General features: G+C 69.7%; 16 protein-coding genes and 1 pseudogene. 10 read left to right on the top strand and 7 right to left on the bottom strand.

Annotated elements, in window-relative coordinates:
- A pseudogene (locus AC5Y2S_RS28520) lies at positions 1–2,232 on the top strand (PE family protein); the annotation flags it as partial.
- Between the two features lie 372 nt (positions 2,233–2,604).
- Here AC5Y2S_RS28520 and AC5Y2S_RS28515 read toward each other — a convergent pair.
- Both AC5Y2S_RS28515 and ychF read right to left on the bottom strand, forming a co-directional pair.
- Positions 2,605–3,414, bottom strand: coding sequence for a sulfotransferase family protein (locus tag AC5Y2S_RS28515; RefSeq protein ID WP_499959938.1), 810 nt, complete (start codon positions 3,412–3,414; stop codon positions 2,605–2,607).
- A 128-nt stretch (positions 3,415–3,542) separates the two neighbouring features.
- Positions 3,543–4,616 (bottom strand): redox-regulated ATPase YchF, encoded by a 1,074-nt coding sequence (gene ychF / locus AC5Y2S_RS28510; RefSeq protein ID WP_499959937.1) that lies wholly within the window; start codon positions 4,614–4,616, stop codon positions 3,543–3,545.
- Between the two features lie 131 nt (positions 4,617–4,747).
- Here ychF and AC5Y2S_RS28505 point away from each other — a divergent pair, with 131 nt between their 5' ends.
- Positions 4,748–5,899 (top strand): DUF6542 domain-containing protein, encoded by a 1,152-nt coding sequence (locus AC5Y2S_RS28505; protein WP_499959936.1) that lies wholly within the window; start codon positions 4,748–4,750, stop codon positions 5,897–5,899.
- On the opposite strand, the gene AC5Y2S_RS28500 is transcribed toward AC5Y2S_RS28505, so the two are convergent.
- The gene (locus AC5Y2S_RS28500; protein ID WP_499959934.1) at positions 5,896–6,894 is read right to left on the bottom strand and encodes a 4-hydroxy-3-methylbut-2-enyl diphosphate reductase; all 999 of its coding nucleotides are present in this window, start codon (positions 6,892–6,894) and stop codon (positions 5,896–5,898) included. The two genes, AC5Y2S_RS28505 and AC5Y2S_RS28500, sit on opposite strands and share 4 nt — an antisense overlap.
- Positions 6,895–6,959: 65 nt before the next feature.
- Here AC5Y2S_RS28500 and AC5Y2S_RS28495 point away from each other — a divergent pair, with 65 nt between their 5' ends.
- The 4 genes from AC5Y2S_RS28495 to AC5Y2S_RS28480 are packed head-to-tail and all read left to right on the top strand — an operon-like array spanning position 6,960 to position 10,157.
- Positions 6,960–7,550: a lipid droplet-associated protein gene (locus AC5Y2S_RS28495; protein WP_499959933.1), complete on the top strand. Its 591-nt coding sequence runs from the start codon at positions 6,960–6,962 to the stop codon at positions 7,548–7,550.
- Entirely contained in the window at positions 7,547–8,797 is a 1,251-nt protein-coding gene (gene xseA / locus AC5Y2S_RS28490; RefSeq protein WP_499959931.1) for an exodeoxyribonuclease VII large subunit, read from the top strand. The genes AC5Y2S_RS28495 and xseA overlap by 4 nt, the downstream gene beginning before the upstream one ends.
- Positions 8,787–9,023, top strand: a complete 237-nt coding sequence (locus AC5Y2S_RS28485; protein ID WP_499959930.1) for an exodeoxyribonuclease VII small subunit — start codon at positions 8,787–8,789, stop codon at positions 9,021–9,023. The genes xseA and AC5Y2S_RS28485 overlap by 11 nt, the downstream gene beginning before the upstream one ends.
- 48 nt (positions 9,024–9,071) lie before the next feature.
- Positions 9,072–10,157 (top strand): 3-beta-hydroxysteroid dehydrogenase, encoded by a 1,086-nt coding sequence (locus tag AC5Y2S_RS28480; protein ID WP_499959927.1) that lies wholly within the window; start codon positions 9,072–9,074, stop codon positions 10,155–10,157.
- Here the strand turns inward: AC5Y2S_RS28480 and AC5Y2S_RS28475 are convergent.
- Entirely contained in the window at positions 10,154–11,497 is a 1,344-nt protein-coding gene (locus AC5Y2S_RS28475; RefSeq protein ID WP_499959926.1) for an adenylate/guanylate cyclase domain-containing protein, read from the bottom strand. The genes AC5Y2S_RS28480 and AC5Y2S_RS28475 overlap by 4 nt on opposite strands.
- A gap of 196 nt (positions 11,498–11,693) precedes the next feature.
- Between AC5Y2S_RS28475 and AC5Y2S_RS28470 the strand changes: the two genes are divergently transcribed.
- Positions 11,694–12,824 carry an AI-2E family transporter gene (locus AC5Y2S_RS28470; protein WP_499959949.1) on the top strand — a complete coding sequence of 377 codons (1,131 nt, stop codon included), beginning with the start codon at positions 11,694–11,696 and terminating at the stop codon, positions 12,822–12,824.
- Here AC5Y2S_RS28470 and AC5Y2S_RS28465 read toward each other — a convergent pair.
- From AC5Y2S_RS28465 to AC5Y2S_RS28455, 3 genes are read right to left on the bottom strand one after another with little or no spacing between them, the layout of a single operon-like run.
- Positions 12,821–14,356: a carboxylesterase/lipase family protein gene (locus AC5Y2S_RS28465; protein ID WP_499959922.1), complete on the bottom strand. Its 1,536-nt coding sequence runs from the start codon at positions 14,354–14,356 to the stop codon at positions 12,821–12,823. The two genes, AC5Y2S_RS28470 and AC5Y2S_RS28465, sit on opposite strands and share 4 nt — an antisense overlap.
- A 14-nt stretch (positions 14,357–14,370) precedes the next feature.
- The gene (locus AC5Y2S_RS28460) at positions 14,371–15,168 is read right to left on the bottom strand and encodes a dienelactone hydrolase family protein (RefSeq protein WP_499959920.1); all 798 of its coding nucleotides are present in this window, start codon (positions 15,166–15,168) and stop codon (positions 14,371–14,373) included.
- A gap of 13 nt (positions 15,169–15,181) precedes the next feature.
- Positions 15,182–15,856: a DUF4245 domain-containing protein gene (locus tag AC5Y2S_RS28455; RefSeq protein ID WP_499959919.1), complete on the bottom strand. Its 675-nt coding sequence runs from the start codon at positions 15,854–15,856 to the stop codon at positions 15,182–15,184.
- Between the two features lie 56 nt (positions 15,857–15,912).
- Here AC5Y2S_RS28455 and glpX point away from each other — a divergent pair, with 56 nt between their 5' ends.
- The 3 genes from glpX to AC5Y2S_RS28440 are packed head-to-tail and all read left to right on the top strand — an operon-like array spanning position 15,913 to position 19,446.
- A complete protein-coding gene (gene glpX, locus AC5Y2S_RS28450) occupies positions 15,913–16,947 on the top strand; it encodes a class II fructose-bisphosphatase (RefSeq protein WP_499904956.1) in 1,035 nt (344 codons plus the stop codon).
- Positions 16,948–16,990: 43 nt separating this feature from the next.
- Positions 16,991–18,397 (top strand): class II fumarate hydratase, encoded by a 1,407-nt coding sequence (locus AC5Y2S_RS28445; protein ID WP_499959918.1) that lies wholly within the window; start codon positions 16,991–16,993, stop codon positions 18,395–18,397.
- 17 nt (positions 18,398–18,414) lie between these two features.
- Positions 18,415–19,446, top strand: a complete 1,032-nt coding sequence (locus tag AC5Y2S_RS28440) for a hypothetical protein (RefSeq protein ID WP_499959916.1) — start codon at positions 18,415–18,417, stop codon at positions 19,444–19,446.

Genomic DNA, 19,446 nt, shown 5'->3' with positions numbered 1-19,446 from the left:
ACCTCCACCGACCCGACCATCAACGGCAGCGCGGGCGGTAACGGCGGCACCGGCGGTAACGCGGGTGCCGGCGGCGCCGGCACCGACGGCGGCGCCCACGGCACCAACGGCACCGGCGGCACCGGCGGCGCCGGCGGCGGCGGCGGTAACGGCGTCGGCGGCGGCGGCGTCGCTCTGCACGCCAGCAACGGCGGGGCCGGTGGGGCCGGCGGGGCCGGCGGGGCCGGCGTCGGCGGCACCGGCGGCGGCAGCGGCGGTGACGGCGGGACCGGGGGTCAAGGCGGCGATGGCCAGGGCGTCGTCGGTACGTATCAGGCGCAGGGCGGAGGTACCGGCGGCACCGGCGGCATGGGCGGTGCCGGCACCGACGGCGGCGTGTTCGGCGGCGGGGGCACCGGTGGCGCCGGAGGGACCGGCGCCAGTGTCGGCGCCGGTGCGATCGGAGGCGTCGGAGGGGTCGGCGGCGCGGGCGCCGCGGGCACTAACGCCGCGGCCGGCGACGGCGGTGGCGGCGGTGGTGGCGGGGGCGGCGCCCACGTCGGGGCCATCGGCGGTGCCAGCGCCAGCGGTACCGCCACTGGCGGGGCCGGCGGGGAGGGCGGCGCCGGTACCGCCAGCGCAGCTGGCGGGGCCGGCGGCGCCGGAGGCACCGCCGCCATCTTTGCCTCGGGCGCAGGCAGCTCCGTCACTGGCGGCACCGCCACCGGCGGGGTCGGCGGCGCCGGCGGCGCCGACGGCGGGGCCGGCGGCGCCGGAGGCTACGCCGGCGTAATCGCAGGCCTTGGCGGCACAGGCGGTTCTGTCACCGGCGGCACCGCCACCGGCGGGGCCGGGGGTGCCGGCATCGACGGGGGCATCGGCGGTGCGGGCGGTCACGGCGTCGTCGAGGCACTCAACGGTGCCACCGTCACTGACGCCACCGCCACCGGCGGCGCCGGCGGTCACGGCACCGGCGTCGGCGGCAACGGTGGCGCCGGCGGCATCGGCGCGGTCGCAGCCTTCGGTACTGGCAGCACTGCTACCGGCACGGCCACCGGCGGCACCGGAGGTGCGGGCACCGACGGCGGCATCGGCGGCGCCGGCGGGAGCGCCAGCATGTTTGACGGCCTTACCACCCCTGGCGGCAGCGCCAGCGGCACCGTTATGGGCGGGGCCGGCGGCGACGCCACCGGTGTCGGCAGCACCGGCGGCACCGGCGGCTTAGCAAATATCGAAGCCGAAGGTGCAGGCGCCATCGCCGGCGGCGCCGGCAGCGATGCCACCGGCGGGGCCGGCGGTGCCGCCACCGCCGGCGGCATCGGCGGTGCCGGTGGAGTGGCCTTTATTGGGGCCACCGGTACCGGCAGCATCGCTAGCGGCACGGCCACCGGCGGGGCCGGCGGGGCCGGCTACACCGCCGGCACCGGCGGCGCCGGCGGCAGCGCCTCCGTCCAGGTCGCCACCGCCGCCGGCGAGGTCGGCGACGCTCACGGCATCGCCACCGGCGGCGCCGGCGGCGCCGGCCACACCGGTGGCACCGGCGGCGCCGGCGGTTTCGCCGCCGTTATCGGCGGCTTGGGCGGCTCCGGCCACGCCTCGGGAATCGGCACCGGCGGCGCCGGCGGTGCCGGCTTCGACGGCCACACCGGCGGCGCCGGAGGCTTTGGCACCCTCATCGCCGCCAGTTACGGCGCTCCCAGCACTGCCACCGGCACCGGCATCGGCGGCGCCGGCGGCGACAGCGGCACCGGCATCGGCGGCGGCGCCGGCGGCGCCGGCGGCGGCGGCCAAGTGGTGGCCACCGGTCAGGGCACCGCTTCCGGCACCGCCACCGGCGGTGTCGGCGGGGCGGGCGGCATCGGCGGCGCCGGCGGCGCTCTCGGCGGCATCGGCGGCACCGGCGGCCTCGGCACCGTCAATACGGACAGCCCCTTCACGCCCGTCAACGCAAACGCTACCGGCGGCAACGGCGGGGCAGGCGGCGCCGGTGGCACCGCTCCCGGCGGCGCCGGGGGCAACGGCGGCAGCGGCGGCATCGGCATTGCCAGCGGCACCAGTGCCGGTACCGGTGGCAACGGCGGGTTCGGCGGCACCGGCACCACAACGGGTGTCGGCGGCAACGGCCAGGGCGGTCTCGGCGGCAACGGCGGCAACGGCACCGGCGGCACCGCCGGCAACGGCGGCAACGGTGGCAACGCCCAACCCGACGGCACACCCGGCACGAACGGCGCGAACGGCTCAAACTTCCCGTAAGAGTCCGCCGCCGACGGATACGACAATCGCGGCCCGGTCGAAAGACCCGGCCGCGGTTGTCGTTTGCGGCGCTACGCGGCCCAGCGCGAGGTATCGCGCTGCTGGCGCGGCGGCGGCCACCTCGGTGCGGCGCGCCGGGTCATGGACGCGCCATCGGTCGGTCCCGGCGTTGCGGCCTGACCGGGTGCCGTTCAGGCCCCAGTGCGGCGGCTTGCCCCGCCGATCGGCAGCCGCGATCGTGGCGAGCGCGGCCGGCCGGATGGTCGATGTCCGCATCGCCGGTCCGGGCAGTGGTGGTCAGGTCCGTTGAACGCCTGCCCGGTAGGCGGGAACGCACCCACGCGACTGATTGCTTCGGGGCAGAAGAAAACCTCACACGACGCGCAAGCCGGCGGGAATCCTCTCCGGGTCGCGCCAGAATGCGTCGTTGACGAAGCGGTTGAACAGATCAGGGGGCAGCAGCGAGTCGCGCGGTTCGGCCTTAACCATGGGCCGCACCGTGTGCAGCCCCGGAGTCCCGGCGCGCTCGTCGAACTCGGTCACGTCGTAATCGACGTGACCGAAATCGTGGTCGAACACCGGCTCACCGAGAAAGGCGTAGATGGCCTGCATCGTCGACGCCGGGTCGGTGGTCAACGTTTCGTATTGCACCAACAACAGGCGATCCCGTTGCGCGCCATAGCACGCCTGTTTGAGGGCGTCGTAAGGACCGCCGACCATGCCTTCGGGGGCCACCACCTGTTTGGCGCGGGTATACACGGTGCCCCCGGCGCTGTAGTTGAAAATCGACGACGGGCTAAAGACGTTGCGCTGCACCAACCGCTCGATGCTGTCCACCACCCACTGCAGTTCACGCACGCAGGCAATGACTTTCGCATCGGGAAACAGCCGCGCAAGCGCCGGCATCCACGCACACCAGCCGCGGTTAGTGTCAAAGACCACCTCGTCGGTGGCCTCGGCATAGAAGTCGTTGAACAACCCACGCAGGATGCGCTCGCGCTTGGCGTCATCGATAAACACCGAAAACTCGTTGCGCGCGCTCATTTCGCCGAGCAGGGCACCGAACAGGCCGGCCAGCGGTCCCGACATCCCAGCCTGGAACCGCGGGTTTTGCCGCAACAACGCGGCCAGCAAAGTCGAACCCGAACGCGGCAAACCCGAGATGAAATGGATAGCGGCCATGGCGTGCCAACCCCGTCGATCGCTGAGTGTGTCGGAAATTCCTTACATTATGTATTTTCGCCACGCCTACCGGCCAACGTTCCTGCGGCCGAGATCCTCACCGACGTCACCGGTTGACCGCCTCGCGACTACACGTTGAACCTGAACTCCACCACGTCGCCGTCGGCCATCACGTAGTCCTTGCCCTCCATGCGGACCTTGCCGGCCGCTTTGGCCGCCGCCATGGACCCCGCGGCGATCAGGTCGTCGTAGGACACGATCTCGGCCTTGATGAAGCCCTTCTCGAAGTCGGTGTGGATCACCCCGGCGGCCTTGGGCGCGGTGTCGCCTTGATGAATTACCCACGCCCGCGCCTCTTTTGGCCCTGCCGTCAGGAACGTCTGCAGCTTGAGCGTGTGAAACCCCGCCCGGGCCAGCGCGTCGAGGCCGCGCTCGGTCTGCCCGATCGACTCCAGCAGCTCGGCGGCCGACGCGTCGTCGAGCTCGACCAGCTCGGATTCGATTGCGGCGTCGAGGAATACGGCGTCGGCCGGCGCGACGAGCTGGCGCAGCTGGGCGACCCGCGCGGCGTCGGTCAGCACGGCCTCGTCGGCATTGAAGACGTACAGGAACGGCTTGATGGTCAGCAGGTTCAGCTCGCGCAGCAGCGAGACGTCAGCTCCCGCGGCGAACAGCGTCGTGCCGCCGTCCAGCACCGACTGCGCCGCGACGGCGGCGTCGTGCACGAGCTTGCGCTCCTTGCTGGTGCGCGCTTCCTTCTCCAGCCGCGGCAACGCGCGCTCGAGGGTTTGCATATCGGCGAGGATCAACTCGGTCTCGACGACCTCGATGTCGGACTTGGGATCCACCTCGCCTGCGACGTGGGTCACATCGTCGTCGGAAAAGACCCGCACCACCTGGCAGATGGCGTCGCATTCGCGGATGTGGGCGAGGAACTTGTTGCCCAGCCCGGCCCCCTCGGACGCGCCCTTGACCAGCCCGGCGATGTCGACGAACGTGACCGGCGCCGCCACGATGCGCTCGGATCCGTAAAGCTCCGCCAGCTTGGCCAGCCGCGGGTCCGGCAGCGAAACCACGCCCTCGTTCGGTTCGATCGTCGCGAACGGATAGTTCGCCGCCACCACGTTGTTGCGGGTCAGCGCGTTGAACAGCGTCGACTTGCCGACATTGGGCAGGCCGACGATTCCAAGGCTGAGGCTCACGGGGAACCAAGTCTAAGGGGCCGGCCGTGGCGGTTCGTTCGTGCGTGCGGCTTTGATATTGCGGGGGCACGCCAGCCGTCGCTAACAAGGTCTTTACGAGCGTTTCGGCTCATTCCCGGTACGGTCTACATGTGTCAGCACAGCGGGAAAGGTCGGCGGTTGAGGCTAACCACCGCTCGATCCACCCCGGGATCCCAGGTGTGCCGTGGTGGGCGGCCCTGCTCATCGCGGTGTCCGCGACCGCCATCGGTTACGCGGTCGACGCCGGAATGGGTCACAAGGACCTGACGCACGTCTTCGCGGCCTTTTATATAGCCGGTTGCGTGGCCGCGGTGCTGGCCGTGCGGCAGGAGGGCGTGTTCACCGCGATCATTCAGCCACCGCTGATTCTTTTCTGCGCGGTCCCCGGCGCCTATTGGATGTTCCACGGACGCAAGCTCGGCAACCTCAAGGACCTCCTGATCAACTGCGGTTATCCGCTCATCGAGCGCTTCCCGCTGATGCTGGGCACCGCCGGCGGCGTGCTGCTGATCGGCCTGGTGCGCTGGTATTTCGGGAAGTCGCAGGGCGCGTCGGTCACCACAGACGACGCCGCGGGAGCGGCTAAAGAATCCCATTCGTTTGTCGGAGCCGTTGGGGCGAAACTGAATTCGTTCTTCGGCGTCAGTGCTCGCGAGGACGATGCCGAGGACGCACCGGCCACGCCCAAACGGGCCCGCTCCGCCAGAGCATCCGCGCGGGACGGCCGGACGACCGCGCGCGGCAGCCGGTCCGGCACACGGTCCAGCCGAAGCCACTCCCGGCACGGGCGCCCGCCGCTGGAGGACGACCACGCAGATCCCACGACGGAGCGGCCGCGGCGCCGGCGCCCGGCACCGCCCCGTGACTTCGATCCCGCCGAGCCCCCGCCGCGGCCGCGGCGCCGCCCCAGGCCGCCGGGCGATCCCGACCCGCGGGTCCAGCCGCCGCGCGACACCCGCCGCGAGTCCCGCGCCCGCCGCGATCCCTACGACCGGCCGGCGCCACGGAGCAGCCGGTTCGACGGCTACGAGCCGTACGAGCCGCCCGGCGCGCCCGAGCGCTTCGACCGGTACCAGTCGTACGAGTCGTACGAGCCCCGGCGTCGTCGTCCCGCACCGAGCGGTAATGGCAATTCGACACACCACCCGATCTCACGGGTGCGCTACCGCGGGGATGCCCCGCTGGACGACGACGCGGTTCAGCCGCGTTCCGAACGCCGGAGCCCTACACGGTCGGCACGACCCTGGGAGTACGAGGGCTAGCGGCGCGACCGGATTTCCCGGGGCAGCGCGAACACCAGCGTCTCCTGGGCCGTCGTCACCGGCTGCACCACGTCGAAGCCGCAGTCGGCGAGCCGCTCCAGCACACCGCGCACCAGCACCTCGGGCACCGACGCACCGGAGGTGACGCCGACCGTCGTGACGCCCTCCAGCCACGCCGGGTCGATGTCGTCGGCGCAGTCGACCAGGTGGGCGGCCGCCGCCCCGCCGCCCAGCGCCACTTCGACCAGCCGCACCGAGTTCGACGAGTTGCGCGACCCGACAACGATCACCAGCTCGCACTCGGGCGCCATCGCCTTGACCGCGACCTGGCGGTTCTGGGTCGCATAGCAGATGTCGTCGCTGGGCGGGTCCTGCAGCTTGGGGAAGCGTTGCCGCAGCCGCTCGACGATCTCCATCGTCTCGTCGACCGACAGCGTGGTCTGCGAGAGCCACACCACCTTGTTCTCGTCGCGCACCGTGACGTCGTCCACGGCGGCCACGCCGTCGACCAGCTGCACGTGCTCGGGCGCCTCGCCGGCCGTCCCGATGACTTCCTCGTGCCCCTGGTGGCCGATGAGCAGGATGTCGTAGTCGTCCCGCGCGAAGCGCCTGGCCTCGTTGTGCACCTTCGTCACCAGCGGGCAGGTGGCATCGATGGTCTGCAGGTTGCGGTCGGCGGCCGCGGCGTAGACGGTCGGCGCGACGCCGTGCGCGGAGAAGACGACGATGGCGCCCTCGGGGACCTCGTCGGTCTCCTGGACGAAGACGGCGCCGGCCTCTTTCAGCGTGTCGACGACGTGCCGGTTGTGCACGATCTCGTGGCGCACGTAGACGGGGGCGCCGTGCTTCTCCAGGGCGCGCTCCACCGTCTCGACGGCCCGGTCCACGCCCGCGCAGTAGCCACGCGGCTCCGCCAGGAGCACCCTCTTGCCGATCGGGTCGCTGGCAACCGAGCTGGCTGCACCGGGAATTCCCATGTCAACGGTCGGCGGCATGACATTCAGGGTACCGGCCGGCGGTCGGCTTGGACTTATCCGCCGGTTGAGGCAGTCTTGGACTCATGGCCACTGCACCGTACGGAGTTCGGCTGATAGTCGGCGCGGCGACAGTCGCTGTCGAGGAGACCATGAAGCTGCCGAAAACCATCCTGATGTACCCCATGACGCTGGCCAGCACGGCGGCGCACATTGTGATGCGGTTTCAGCAGAACCTCGCCGAGCTGGTGATCAAGGGCGACAGCACCCTCGAGTCGATCTTTCCGCCCAAGGACGAGAAGCCGGAGTGGGCGACCTTCGACGAGGACCTGCCCGAAGACGACGGGGTCCCAGCGGCGGACGGCGACGAAGCCGCTCGGCGCGCCGAGGGCCGGTTCGCGCTGTACTCGGTGGCCGATGCGCACGAGGACGCCAGCGCGCTCGTCAATCCCGCGAAGCAAGCCAAGAAGCCGGCGGCGAAGCACACGGTCGCGCAGCCCGCGGTGGCGACCGAACTCGACTACCCGGCGCTGACGCTGGCCCAACTGCGCGCCAGGCTGCAGTCGCTGAGCGTCGACGAGCTCGAGGCCCTGCTGTCCTACGAACAGGCCACCAAGGCCCGGGCGCCGTTCCAGACGCTCCTCGCCAACAGGATCACCCGCGCGAACGCGAAGTGACCCGAGCGTCTGGTCCCGAACCCAACTCCGCGGAGAACCCCTTTCCGGTGCGCGCGGTGGCGGTCCGCGTGGCGGGCTGGATCGACAAGCTGGGCATCGTCTGGGTCGAGGGGCAGCTGGCCCAGATCACGATGCGGCCCGACTCCAAGACGGTGTTCATGGTGCTGCGCGACCCGGCCGCCGACATGTCGCTGACCGTGACGTGTTCGCGCGACCTGGTGGCAAACGCACCGGTGAAACTCGCCGAAGGCACCCAGGTGGTGGTCTGCGGCAAGCCGTCGTTCTACACCGGCCGCGGCACATTCTCGTTGCGGCTCAGCGAGATTCGCGCGGTCGGCATCGGCGAGCTGCTGGCCCGCATCGACCGGCTCCGCCGGCTGCTCGACGCCGAAGGGCTGTTCGACCCTCGACTCAAGCGACCAATCCCCTTCCTGCCCAACATGATCGGGCTGATCACCGGCCGGGCCAGCGCCGCCGAACACGACGTGACGACGGTGGCTGCCGCCCGCTGGCCCGGGGTGCGTTTCGCCGTGCGCAACACCGCCGTGCAGGGACCCAACGCGGTCGCGCAGATCGTCGAGGCGCTGGCCGAACTCGACCGCGACCACGACGTCGACGTGATCGTGGTGGCCCGCGGCGGCGGCAGCGTGGAGGACCTGCTGCCGTTCTCCGACGAAACCCTGTGCCGCGCGATCGCGGCCTGCCGCACGCCGGTGATCAGCGCGATCGGGCACGAGCCCGACAACCCGCTGTGCGATCTGGTCGCCGACCTGCGCGCCGCGACCCCCACCGACGCCGCCAAGAGGGTCGTGCCCGACACCGCCGCCGAGCAGCGGCTGATCGACGACCTGCGCCGGCGCAGCGCGCAGGCCCTGCGCAACTGGGTGTCCCGCGAACAACGCGCGCTGACCCAGTTGCGCAGCCGCCCCGTGCTGGCCGAGCCACTGACGGCCCTGGCCAACCGCGCCGACGAGATCCACCGCGCCCGCTCGGCGGTGCGCCGCGACATCAGGCGCCTCGTCGCCGCCGAGACCGACCGCGTCGGCCACCTGGGCGCGCGGCTGGCCACGCTGGGCCCGGCGGCCACCCTGGCCCGCGGCTACGCCGTCGTGCAGGCCGTCCCCCAAGCGGGACCCGCGGCGGTGCTGCGTTCGGTCGCCGACGCGCCGCCGGGCACGCGGCTGCGGGTGCGGGTGGCCGACGGCGCCGTGGCGGCGGTGAGCGAGGGGGTGACCGATGGTCGCTGAAGAGGGCGAATCAATTACTCCCATTAGTCAGCTTGGCTATGAGGCGTGCCGCGACGAGCTGATCGAGGTGGTGCGGCTGCTGGAGCAGGGCGGGCTGGACCTCGACGCGTCGCTGCAGCTGTGGGAAAGGGGCGAACAGCTGGCCAAAAGGTGCGAAGAGCACTTAGCTGGCGCGCGCAAGCGGGTCGAGGACGCGCTCGCGGCCGGCGAGCCCGGCGAGGCCTGACCGCGTCCGATATTGGAACACGTTCCAGTGGACTATGCTTCGCGAACTATGGGTGATCCATCACTGACAACCGAACTCGGGCGCGTCCTGGTCACCGGCGGCTCGGGGTTTGTCGGCGCGAACCTGGTGACCAGCCTGCTCGACCGCGGATACCAGGTGCGGTCCTTCGACCGTGCCCCCTCGCCGCTTCCGGCGCATCCACAGCTGGAGGTGCTGCAGGGCGACATCACCGACGCAGGCGTCTGCGCCGCGGCGGTGGACGGCATCGACACGGTGTTCCACACCGCCGCGCTCATCGAGCTGATGGGCGGCGCGTCGGTCACCGACGAATACCGCCAGCGCAGTTTCGCCGTCAACGTGGGCGGCACAGAGAACCTGGTGCACGCCGGGCAGCGGGCCGGGGTGAAGCGTTTCGTCTACACGTCGTCGAACAGCGTGGTGATGGGCGGGCAGAACATCGCCGGGGGTGACGAGACGCTGCCGTATACCAACAGGTTCAACGACCTCTACACCGAAACCAAGGTGGTCGCCGAGCGATTCGTGTTGGCGCAGAACGGTGTTGGGGACATGCTGACCTGTGCGATCCGGCCCAGCGGCATCTGGGGCCGCGGCGATCAGACGATGTTTCGCAGACTGTTCGAAAGCGTGATCGCCGGGCACGTCAAGGTGCTGATCGGCCGCAAGTCGGCTCGGCTCGACAATTCCTACGTGCACAACCTGATTCACGGTTTCATCCTGGCCGCCCAGCACCTGGTCCCCGGCGGGACGGCGCCCGGTCAGGCGTACTTCATCAACGACGCCGACCCGATCAACATGTTCGAGTTCGCCCGGCCGGTGGTGGAGGCCTGCGGCGTGAACTGGCCCCGGGTGCGCGTGAACGGCCCGATGGTCCGCGCCGCGATGAGCGGTTGGCAGCGGCTGCATTTCCGGTTCGGGATACCCGCGCCGCTGCTGGAGCCGCTGGCCATCGAGCGGTTGTATCTGGACAACTATTTCTCGATCGACAAGGCACGGCGCGATCTCGGATACGAGCCGCTGTTCACCACCGACAAGGCCATGTCCGAATGCCTCCCGTACTACGTGGACCTGTTCGGCCAGATGAAGAGTCAGGCCGCGGCGGGCGGGACGAACTAGCCTGGGCCGCTTGTCGGTGCGGTGAGCCGGTAGACGTCGACCTCTTCCGGCAGGCCTTTGAGGCGTTGTGGTCCAAGGCTTTCGAATGTAAGGCCCGATCCGGCGGACAGATCGCGGACGGTGCGGCTGGCCAATACCTCACCCGCGCCCGCCAACGCGCCGATCCGCGCGCCGGTGTGCACGGCCATGCCGCTCCACTCATTGCCGCGTCGCTGGCATTCACCAGTGTGCACACCCGCCCGGATGCGGATGCCCCGCGTGGCGAGGGCCGGCACCATTTCCAACGCGCAGCGGGCCGCCTTGGTCGGCCCGTCGAAGAGCGCGAAGACCCCGTCTCCCGTGTGCTTCTCTCGGCGGCCGCCGTACTTCTCCACCAGCCAGTCGACGGCTTTGTCATGCGCATCGAGCTGGCGACGCCAGTGAGCATCGCCACGAGCGCTGAGCAGCTCGGTGGAACTGACGATGTCCGTGAACAGCACCGTCTTGACCACGCGTTCGTCGACGGCGACACCCGATGTGCCGCAGACGAAGTCGAGGATCGCCGCACCCACCACCTCGTCCACCTGGGAGTGCGGCCCCTCAGGCAGTGTCTTGAATTCGGCCCCGGGAATGGCAGCGGCCAACGCCCGCGCGCCCTCCAATGGAGAAATGCGATCACCGGGCCTCGCCAGGACTAGCGTCGGGGCGCGAACGGTACCCAGTATGGCGCGGACATCGATCTCCAGCAGTGCCTGCCACAGCCACGCGGCCATCGTGGGGCTCGCGCTCGCCCGCTGATACCGCCCGTAGAGTTCGCGAAATCCCGGTAGGCCGGCGAAGTCACCGAAGAACAGCTCAGCGAGCGCGCCCTCACCCCAGTGACTTTCGATATCTTCCAGATGGCGGGCCTTCTCTTCGGCGGTAAACCCAAAGGGCCAATCCGGCAACTCTTGGGAAAACCGCGCCGACACGCCGTACATCACCAGTGAATGAACGCGTTCGGGGTACGTCGCCGCGAACAAGAGACTCATCGGGCCACCCTCGGACATCCCGAAAAGGGACGGACGCTCGGCCTCTGCGGCGTCGAGAACGGCATGGAGGTCATCCATTCGCTCGTCGAGCGGGGGGACGTGGGAGGCCGGATCGGAGAGGCCGGTGCCCCGCTTGTCCCACACGATGAGCCGCGTGACCTCCGCCAGCTGTTCTACCACAGAGATAAGCGGACTTGCCGGTTCGTCCGCAAGGTCGACATTGCTGAACCAACCGGGGTTCCAAACGAGCGTGGTGTCACCCTCGCCGAACTCGCGATACGCCAGCCGGACGGAGCCATTACGTGCGTAGCGAACCCGCCGGTCGGCCATACCGACATCTTGGCACCGCCGAGGCGTTGGCGTCAGCGCATCGGCATCGCGCTTTCTGCCCGAAGTAGTCGCCGGCGCGCGTCGTAGCGGAAGCTCACCCTCTCGGCGCCCCAGGCGGCGCGGATGCTGACGAGAGGCACCGCCCGGCGTTAAGGTGCAGCTCAGCAGCGACGACGCGGAGGGCGGCCCGGTTCGCATGAACACCGAATTCACGCTCACCCAAAAACGCGCCCTCGCGGTGCTCACCCTGATCGCCCTGCTGTTCGGTGCGTATTTCTTGCGTAACTACTTCGTGCTCATCGTGGTTGCCGCGGTCGGGGCGCATTTGTTCACACCGCTGTTCAATTGGTTCAACAAACGTCTCGGCACCGGCTTGTCGGCCACCTGCACGCTGTTGTCGGCGTTGGTCGTCGTCATCGTGCCGGTCGGGCTCCTGGTGATCCTGGCGTTCGTTCAGATCCGGCGCATGGTCGACAGCATCGCCGGGTGGGTCAGGACCACTGACCTGAGCGGGCTCGGCGACCGAGTCCTGCATGCGGTCAACGACCTGCTGGCGCGGGTCCCCTTCGCGCACACCACGGTAACCACGGACACGCTGCGGAAATCGATGGTCACCGTGGGACGCAACGTCGGCGAATGGCTCCTGCATTTCTTGCAGGGCGCTGTCGGTGGCATCGCCGGCGCGGTCACGTCGGCCATAATTTTTCTGTACGTTTTCCTCGCGCTGCTGGTGAATCGCGAGCGGGTTCGAACCTTGATCGGCCAGCTCAACCCGCTGGGCGACGAGGTCACCGCTCTGTACTTGAGAAAGGCCGGTGCGATGGTGCGCGGCACCGTCAGCGGCCAGTTCGTGATCGCGCTGTGTCAGGGCGTCGCCGGCGCCGCATCGATCTACGTCGCCGGCTTTCACCACGGCTTCTTCATTTTCGCGGTCGTGCTGACCGCCTTGTCGATCATTCCGCTGGGCGGCGGGATCGTGACGATCCCCTTTGGCATCGGAATGATCTTCTACGGCAACATCGCCGGTGGCGCCTTCGTGGTCCTGTGGCACCTCATCGTGGTCACCAACATCGATAACTTCCTGCGGCCCATCCTCGTGCCCCGCGACGCGCGGCTGAATCCGGCCCTCATGCTGCTGGCGGTGTTCTCGGGGATCGCCATGTTCGGCCCGTGGGGCATCGTCATCGGCCCGGTGCTGATGATCCTCATCGTCACCACCGTCGACGTCTACCTCGCGGTCTACAAGGGCGTCGAACTCGATGCGCCCGACGACGAACCCGTGCGCCGCAATTGGTTTCCCTGGCGGAGGGCGAACACCGCGACTTAGCGGAAACTCACCATCTCGCTGCCCCACGCGGCCCGGATCTGCGCGTCGACGTCGTTGGCGATCCTGTCGCGCTTGTCGATGATCAGGCAGACCCGATCGGCCTCCTGGTAGGGCGTCCACTCCGGCTCGCCGTCGGGGCCCGCGGGCTTCCCGTAGCTGGCGAAGTTGACCCACCTCGCGCGCACCCGTTTCGAAACCGCCTTCGCAGTCTTGGCGCCGCCAAGTTTCAGGGTCGGGTCCTTCGGCGCCCCGAGATTGCCCCATATGTAAGGCAATTCGGTGGCGTGCGCGGCGTTCACCAGCAGCAGCTTCAGCAATGGCGTCGAATAGTCGAACCGGTACAGATATACCGGCGCGACGCTGCTATGCCCCTCGGCCAGCCACACCGACGGCATCCGGAAACCGACGTCGGTGGCGATGCTCAAAAACCTTGCCTTGCGCCGCAATCCGGAGTAGGCCGACACGATCTGCTCCTGGGTGGGCAATTGCAGGTCGGGCTGTTCGGCGGCGATCTGGGTGAACATCGACGTGATCGCGTGCGGGGTGATCGGCATCAGCGGCGAGCGCATCAGCCGGAAGAGCGCCGCCTCATGCTTGTTGGTGCCGATGATCAACGGGACCGGGTGCGAGCGGCCCTGCTGCGCCAGTTTGACCGGGTAGTCGTGCAGCAGGTCGCCGTCGACGATCGGGACGAACGCGAGCAAGCCCGGATTGCGCACGGGCACCTCGTCGAACACTTCCTGCGACGCGGCCAGGATCGCTTCGATCGGCGCGTCGGGCAACGCGGCCGGGTCGATTCGCAGCTTGTCGAGGAAGCTCACGGCGACGCGCTCGGCCCGGCCGCGGTCGTATACCGATGTGGCCGGCGAACTCTGGGCGATCGCGCCGGCAAACAGGCCCTCGGCCGCCGGGGTCGCCAGCAGCGTGGTGACGATCCCCGCGCCGGCGGATTCGCCGAACAGCGTGACCCTTTCGGGGTCACCCCCGAACGCCGCAATGTTGTCGCGCACCCAGCGCAACGCCGCCAGCACGTCGTGCAGCCCGATGTTCGAATCGAAGCGGCGCCGCGCGGTGCTGAAGGACGACAGGTCGAGAAAGCCCAGCGCACCAAGGCGATAGTTGACCGTCACGACGACCACGTCGCCGCCCGTGACCAGGCGGTGGCCCTCGTAGAGCGGCTGGCTGGCCGATCCCAGGACGTAGGCGCCGCCGTGCAGCCACACCATCACCGGTTTGGCATCGCCGGGCGCGGTGCCCGCCGGCGCGAAGACGTTGAGGCGCAGGCAGTCTTCGTCCTGCGGCGCACCGAGTTCCAGCGGCATGTTGGGGAAGGTGGGTTGCGGGCACGCGGGGCCGTAGGTGGTGGCGTCGGCGATCTCCGCCCACCGCTGCGGGGGCTCCGGTCGCCGGAATCGCAGGTCGCCGACGGGCGGCGCGGCGTATCGGATGCCCCTCCAGGTCCTGACGTCCCCGTCGTCAGCGCCCCGGACCGGGCCATCGGTGGTTTCGACCACGCGGTTGTCGGTCGCCATGATCTCGAACTTCCCTAGGTGAGCCGCTCGGTTAGGAACTCGACTACCCGTTTGCGCGCCTCGTATGCGGGTTGACCGGCAACTTCGCGGACCTCGTCGGTCAGCACCGAGTGCGCCATCCTGCCGAAACCGCCCTCGTTGCCTGGGCGCGAGTCGATTTCAATGACCTCGAACGCGTCGCCGAGGCGCGCCTTGAGCGCCGCGAACCGCTCCCTCGGCACGACGCTGTCCTCGCTGAAGCGCAGGCCCATCGCGCACAGGCCGTCGTTGGCGCACCGGTCGGCCACGGTGGTCATCTCGGATTCGCTCAGACCGGTGTCGGCACGGCGCGCGCGGCCCAGCGGCATCGGTACCGACGGCTGGGAGAGCACCGGGGCCAAAACGCTGTCGTCGACCGCGGCGGCCAGCGCGAAGCCGCCGGTGAAGCACTGGCCGATGACGCCGACGCCCTTGCCCGGCGTCGACGCGTTGAGGTCGCGGGCCAGCGCGCGCAGGAACAACGACACCGGCCGCTCCTTGTTGGTGGCGAACGCCGCGAATTCCCTTGCGACACAGGCCCGGGTGATGGAGCTGATGATGTAGCCGAGCGTCTTCGGCTTGCCCGGCTCACCGAATAGGGACGGCATGGCGACGGTGAAGCCGTTGTCCACCAGGTGATTACCGAGGCCCAGCACGGCGGGATGGATGCCGGGGATCTCCGGTATCAGCACCACGCCGGGGCCGGTGCCCTTGCGGTAGACGTCGTGGGTGTAGCCGCCTCCGGTGAACGGTGCCACCGACCATCCGGACAGGTCTCCTTGGGGTGCGGTCACGCGGTGCCTTCTTTCAGCGCGCGGGTAACGGCGACGCTGATTGCGTCGCCGAGGCCAGGGTACGGAATTCGTCGGCGCTGCCGGCACCGGTTATCGCGATCTGGGTGGCGCCGCCCGGGCCGGTGAGCCTGGTGGTCCATACCGGCTCGGCGTCGGAGCCGTTCTGGCCCGCGCCGTGATAGACGACCCAGTTGACGCCGTCTACGCCGACCGTCCCGGTCGGATACGCCGACGGGTGGACCGACCCGACGAGCTTGTCCTCGTCGGCGTTGCTCTGGGTCAGGCCCAGGTACATGCCCGTCGGGCTGATGTAGCCCACCGTCGAGGTGGCCGCGTGCAGCCGCTGACCCGTCGCGGGGTCGGTTCGGCCGTTGTCGATGCCGCCGCGGCCGCCGGAGTTGGAGTGCCAGCCGGCGGGTAGCCGGGGCAGCCGAATCGGAAAGCCCAGCGCCTGGGCGTCCGCCCGCAGGGCCGCCGCCGCGTCGTAGGACGGGACCGCGCCCTTGTTGGTCCCGACCGGCTGAAACGAACACATCCCGACCAGGCCGGCCAGCAGGATGCAGCCGACGACCAGCGGCATCAGCGACCAGAACATGTCGCGACCGTCCTGCAGCAGCCGGGGCTTTGCCGGTTTGGGTGCCGGCGCCGGCTCGCCTACCTCGGCGTTCGGCTGCGGCTCGTCGGTCATGAGCTCGAGTATCCCAGTTCCCGCAGACCGATCCGCTTCTGGGACAATCGGCAACCATGAGCGATCGCCCCCAACGCCGTGAAGCCCCCGACCGCAACCTGGCGATGGAGCTGGTCCGGGTGACCGAGGCCGGCGCCATGGCGGCCGGCCGCTGGGTAGGCCGTGGCGACAAGGAGGGCGGCGACGGCGCGGCCGTGGACGCCATCCGCGAGCTGGTCAACACCGTGTCGATGCGCGGCGTGGTGGTGATCGGCGAAGGCGAGAAGGACCAGGCGCCGATGCTCTACAACGGCGAAGAGGTCGGCAACGGTGACGGGCCGGAGTGCGACTTCGCCGTCGACCCGGTGGACGGCACCACGTTGATGAGCAAGGGCATGCCCAACGCCATCTCCGTGCTGGCGGTGGCCGACCGCGGCGCGATGTTCGACCCGTCAGCGGTGTTCTACATGAACAAGATCGCCGTCGGCCCCGAGGCCGCGAACGTGCTGGACATCACGGCCCCGATCGCCGAGAACATCAAGGCCGTCGCCAAGGTCAAGGCCCTGTCGGTCCGCGACATGACGGTGTGCATCCTGGACCGGCCGCGGCACGCACAGCTCATCGAAGACGTCCGGGCCACCGGGGCCCGGATCCGGCTGATCACCGACGGCGACGTCGCCGGCGCCATCTCCGCGTGCCGGCCGGAGTCGGGCACCGACATGCTGGCCGGGATCGGCGGCACGCCGGAGGGCATCATCGCCGCGGCGGCGATCCGCTGCATGGGCGGGGCCATCCAGGCGCAACTGGCGCCCATTGACGACGCCGAGCGCCGCAAGGCGCTGGACGCCGGCTACGACCTGGACCAGATATTGACCACCGAGGACCTGGTGTCCGGCGAGAACGTCTTCTTCTGCGCGACGGGGGTCACCGAGGGCGACCTGCTCAAGGGCGTCCGGTACTACCCCGGCGGCTGCACCACCCAGTCGATCGTGATGCGCTCGAAGTCCGGCACCGTGCGCCTGATCGAGGCCTATCACCGGCTGTCCAAGCTCAACGAGTACTCCGCGATCGACTTCACCGGCGACAGCTCTGCCGCCTATCCCCTGCCCTGACCAACCTGACCCAAACCCGCAACGAAAGAGGAACACCAAATCTATGGCCACTGACGACGCCGAGTACCGCATCGAGCACGACACCATGGGCGAGGTCCGGGTGCCGGCAAAGGCCCTGTGGCGCGCGCAAACTCAGCGCGCGGTCGAGAACTTCCCGATCTCGGGCCGCGGCCTGGAGCGCACCCAGATCCGGGCGCTGGGGCTGCTCAAGGGCGCGTGCGCGCAAGTGAACAAGGACCTGGGGCTGCTGGCGCCGGAGAAGGCCGACGCGATCATCGCCGCGGCCGCCGAGATCGCCGACGGCCGCCACGACGACCAGTTCCCCATCGACGTCTTCCAAACCGGTTCGGGGACAAGCTCGAACATGAACACCAACGAGGTGATCGCCAGCATCGCCGCCGCCAACGAGGTGACGGTGCATCCCAACGACGACGTCAACATGTCGCAGTCGTCCAACGACACCTTCCCGACGGCCACCCACATCGCGGCGACCGAAGCGGCGGTGCGTCACCTCATCCCCGCGCTCGAGGTGCTGCACGACGCGCTGGCGAGCAAGGCGCGCGAGTGGCACACGGTGGTCAAGTCCGGCCGCACCCACCTGATGGACGCCGTCCCGGTGACGTTGGGCCAGGAATTCAGCGGGTACGCCCGCCAGATCGAGGCCGCGATCGAACGCGTCCGGGCCACACTGCCGCGGCTGGGTGAGCTCGCGATCGGGGGCACCGCCGTGGGCACCGGCCTCAACGCACCCGACGGGTTCGGCGTCAAGGTGGTCGAGACCCTGGTCGCTTCCACCGGCCTGAGCGAATTGCGCCCGGCGGTCAACTCTTTCGAGGCCCAGGCCGCCCGCGACGGGCTGGTCGAGGCCTCCGGCGCGCTGCGCACCATCGCGGTGTCGTTGACCAAGATCGCCAACGACGTCCGCTGGATGGGATCGGGCCCGCTGACCGGCCTGGCCGAGATCCAGCTGCCGGACCTGCAGCCGGGCAGCTCGATCATGCCCGGCAAGGTGAATCCCGTTCTGCCGGAAGCGGTTACGCAGGTCGCCGCGCAGGTGATCGGCAACGACGCCGCGGTCGCCGTCGGTGGGTTGTCCGGCGCCTTCGAGCTCAACGTCTACATCCCGATGATGGCCCGCAACATCCTTGAGTCCTTCAAGCTGCTCACCAACGTCTCGAGGCTGTTCGCGGAGCGCTGCATCGTCGGCCTCAGGGCCAATGTCGAGCATCTGAGCGAGCTTGCCGAGTCGTCGCCGTCGATCGTGACGCCGCTGAATTCGGCCATCGGCTACGAGGAGGCCGCCGCGGTGGCCAAGCAGGCGCTCAAGGAGCGCAAGACCATCCGACAGACCGTCATCGACCGCGGCCTGATCGGTGACAAGCTGTCGCTCGAAGAGCTGGACCGCCGCCTCGACGTGTTGGCGATGGCCAAAGTGAAGCCGGAGGAATAGATGAGAGCGGTTCGGCGATGACAAATCCCCCCGGCGGTCCCCCCGGCAGCCCCTACGGTCAGGATCCCTACGGGGCGAATCCCTATGGGCAGGGCCCGTATTGGGGTGGACCGCCGCAGGGTGGCCAGCCACCGGCCGGTCCGCCACTGGGTGGCCCCCCGCCGGGCGGTCCGCCGCCGGGCGGCGGATACCCCTACCCCGCGCCGGGCGGCCCATATCCGGCGGGCCCCTACCAGCCCCAGCAGTTCCCGCCTCCCGGCCAGCAGGTTCCGCCGGGCTGGCCGGGAGGGCCGGGCGGGCCGTACCCGCCCGGGCCGCCGCCGGGGCCACGCTCCAAGGCGCCGTGGCTGATCCTCGCCGGTATCGCGGTGCTGGGCGTCATCGTGCTGGTGGTGCTCGTGGTGGTCGGGCTCAACAGCGGAAGCAAGCCCAACAGGGCGGGCCCCTCGACCAACCCGTCCGTCCCGTCCTCCACGAGCGCCCCCTCGTCGTCGCCGAACAGCTCCCAGCAGACGGCGACCGGCTGCACGCCCAACGTGTCCGGCGGCGACAAGCCCTCCGGCGACACGATCAGCGCGGGCAAGCTGTCGTTCCCGGCCAGCGCCACCCCCGGTTGGCAGGGTTTTTCGGACGACCAGTCCCCCAACCTCATCGGCGCGGTCGGCGTGGGGGCGGAGGTGCCCGGCGCCAACCAGTGGATGATGCAGGCGGAGGTCGCCGTCACCAACTTCGTCTCCAGCATGGACGTCGGCGCGCAGGCGTCGAAGTTGTTGGACTGCGTGGCCAACGGACCGGGCTACGCGAACGCCACGCCCACCCTGGGCCCGACGAAGACGTCGTCGCTCACGGTCGACGGCGTGAAGGCCGCCCGCGTGGACGCCGACATCGCGATCGCCGACCCCGCACGCAACGTCAAGGGCGACTCCGTGGTCATCATCGCGGTCGACACGAAGCCGGTCACCATCTTCATGGGCGCGACACCCATCGGCGACGCGGCCTCGGCGGGCATCATCAACAAAGTCGTTGGGGCGCTGAAGGTAAAGAAGTAG

The organism is Mycobacterium sp. NGS69 (assembly GCF_059812165.1).
The sequence above is the reverse complement of the archived record's forward strand: the minus strand, read 5'-3'. Positions and strand labels throughout refer to the sequence as shown.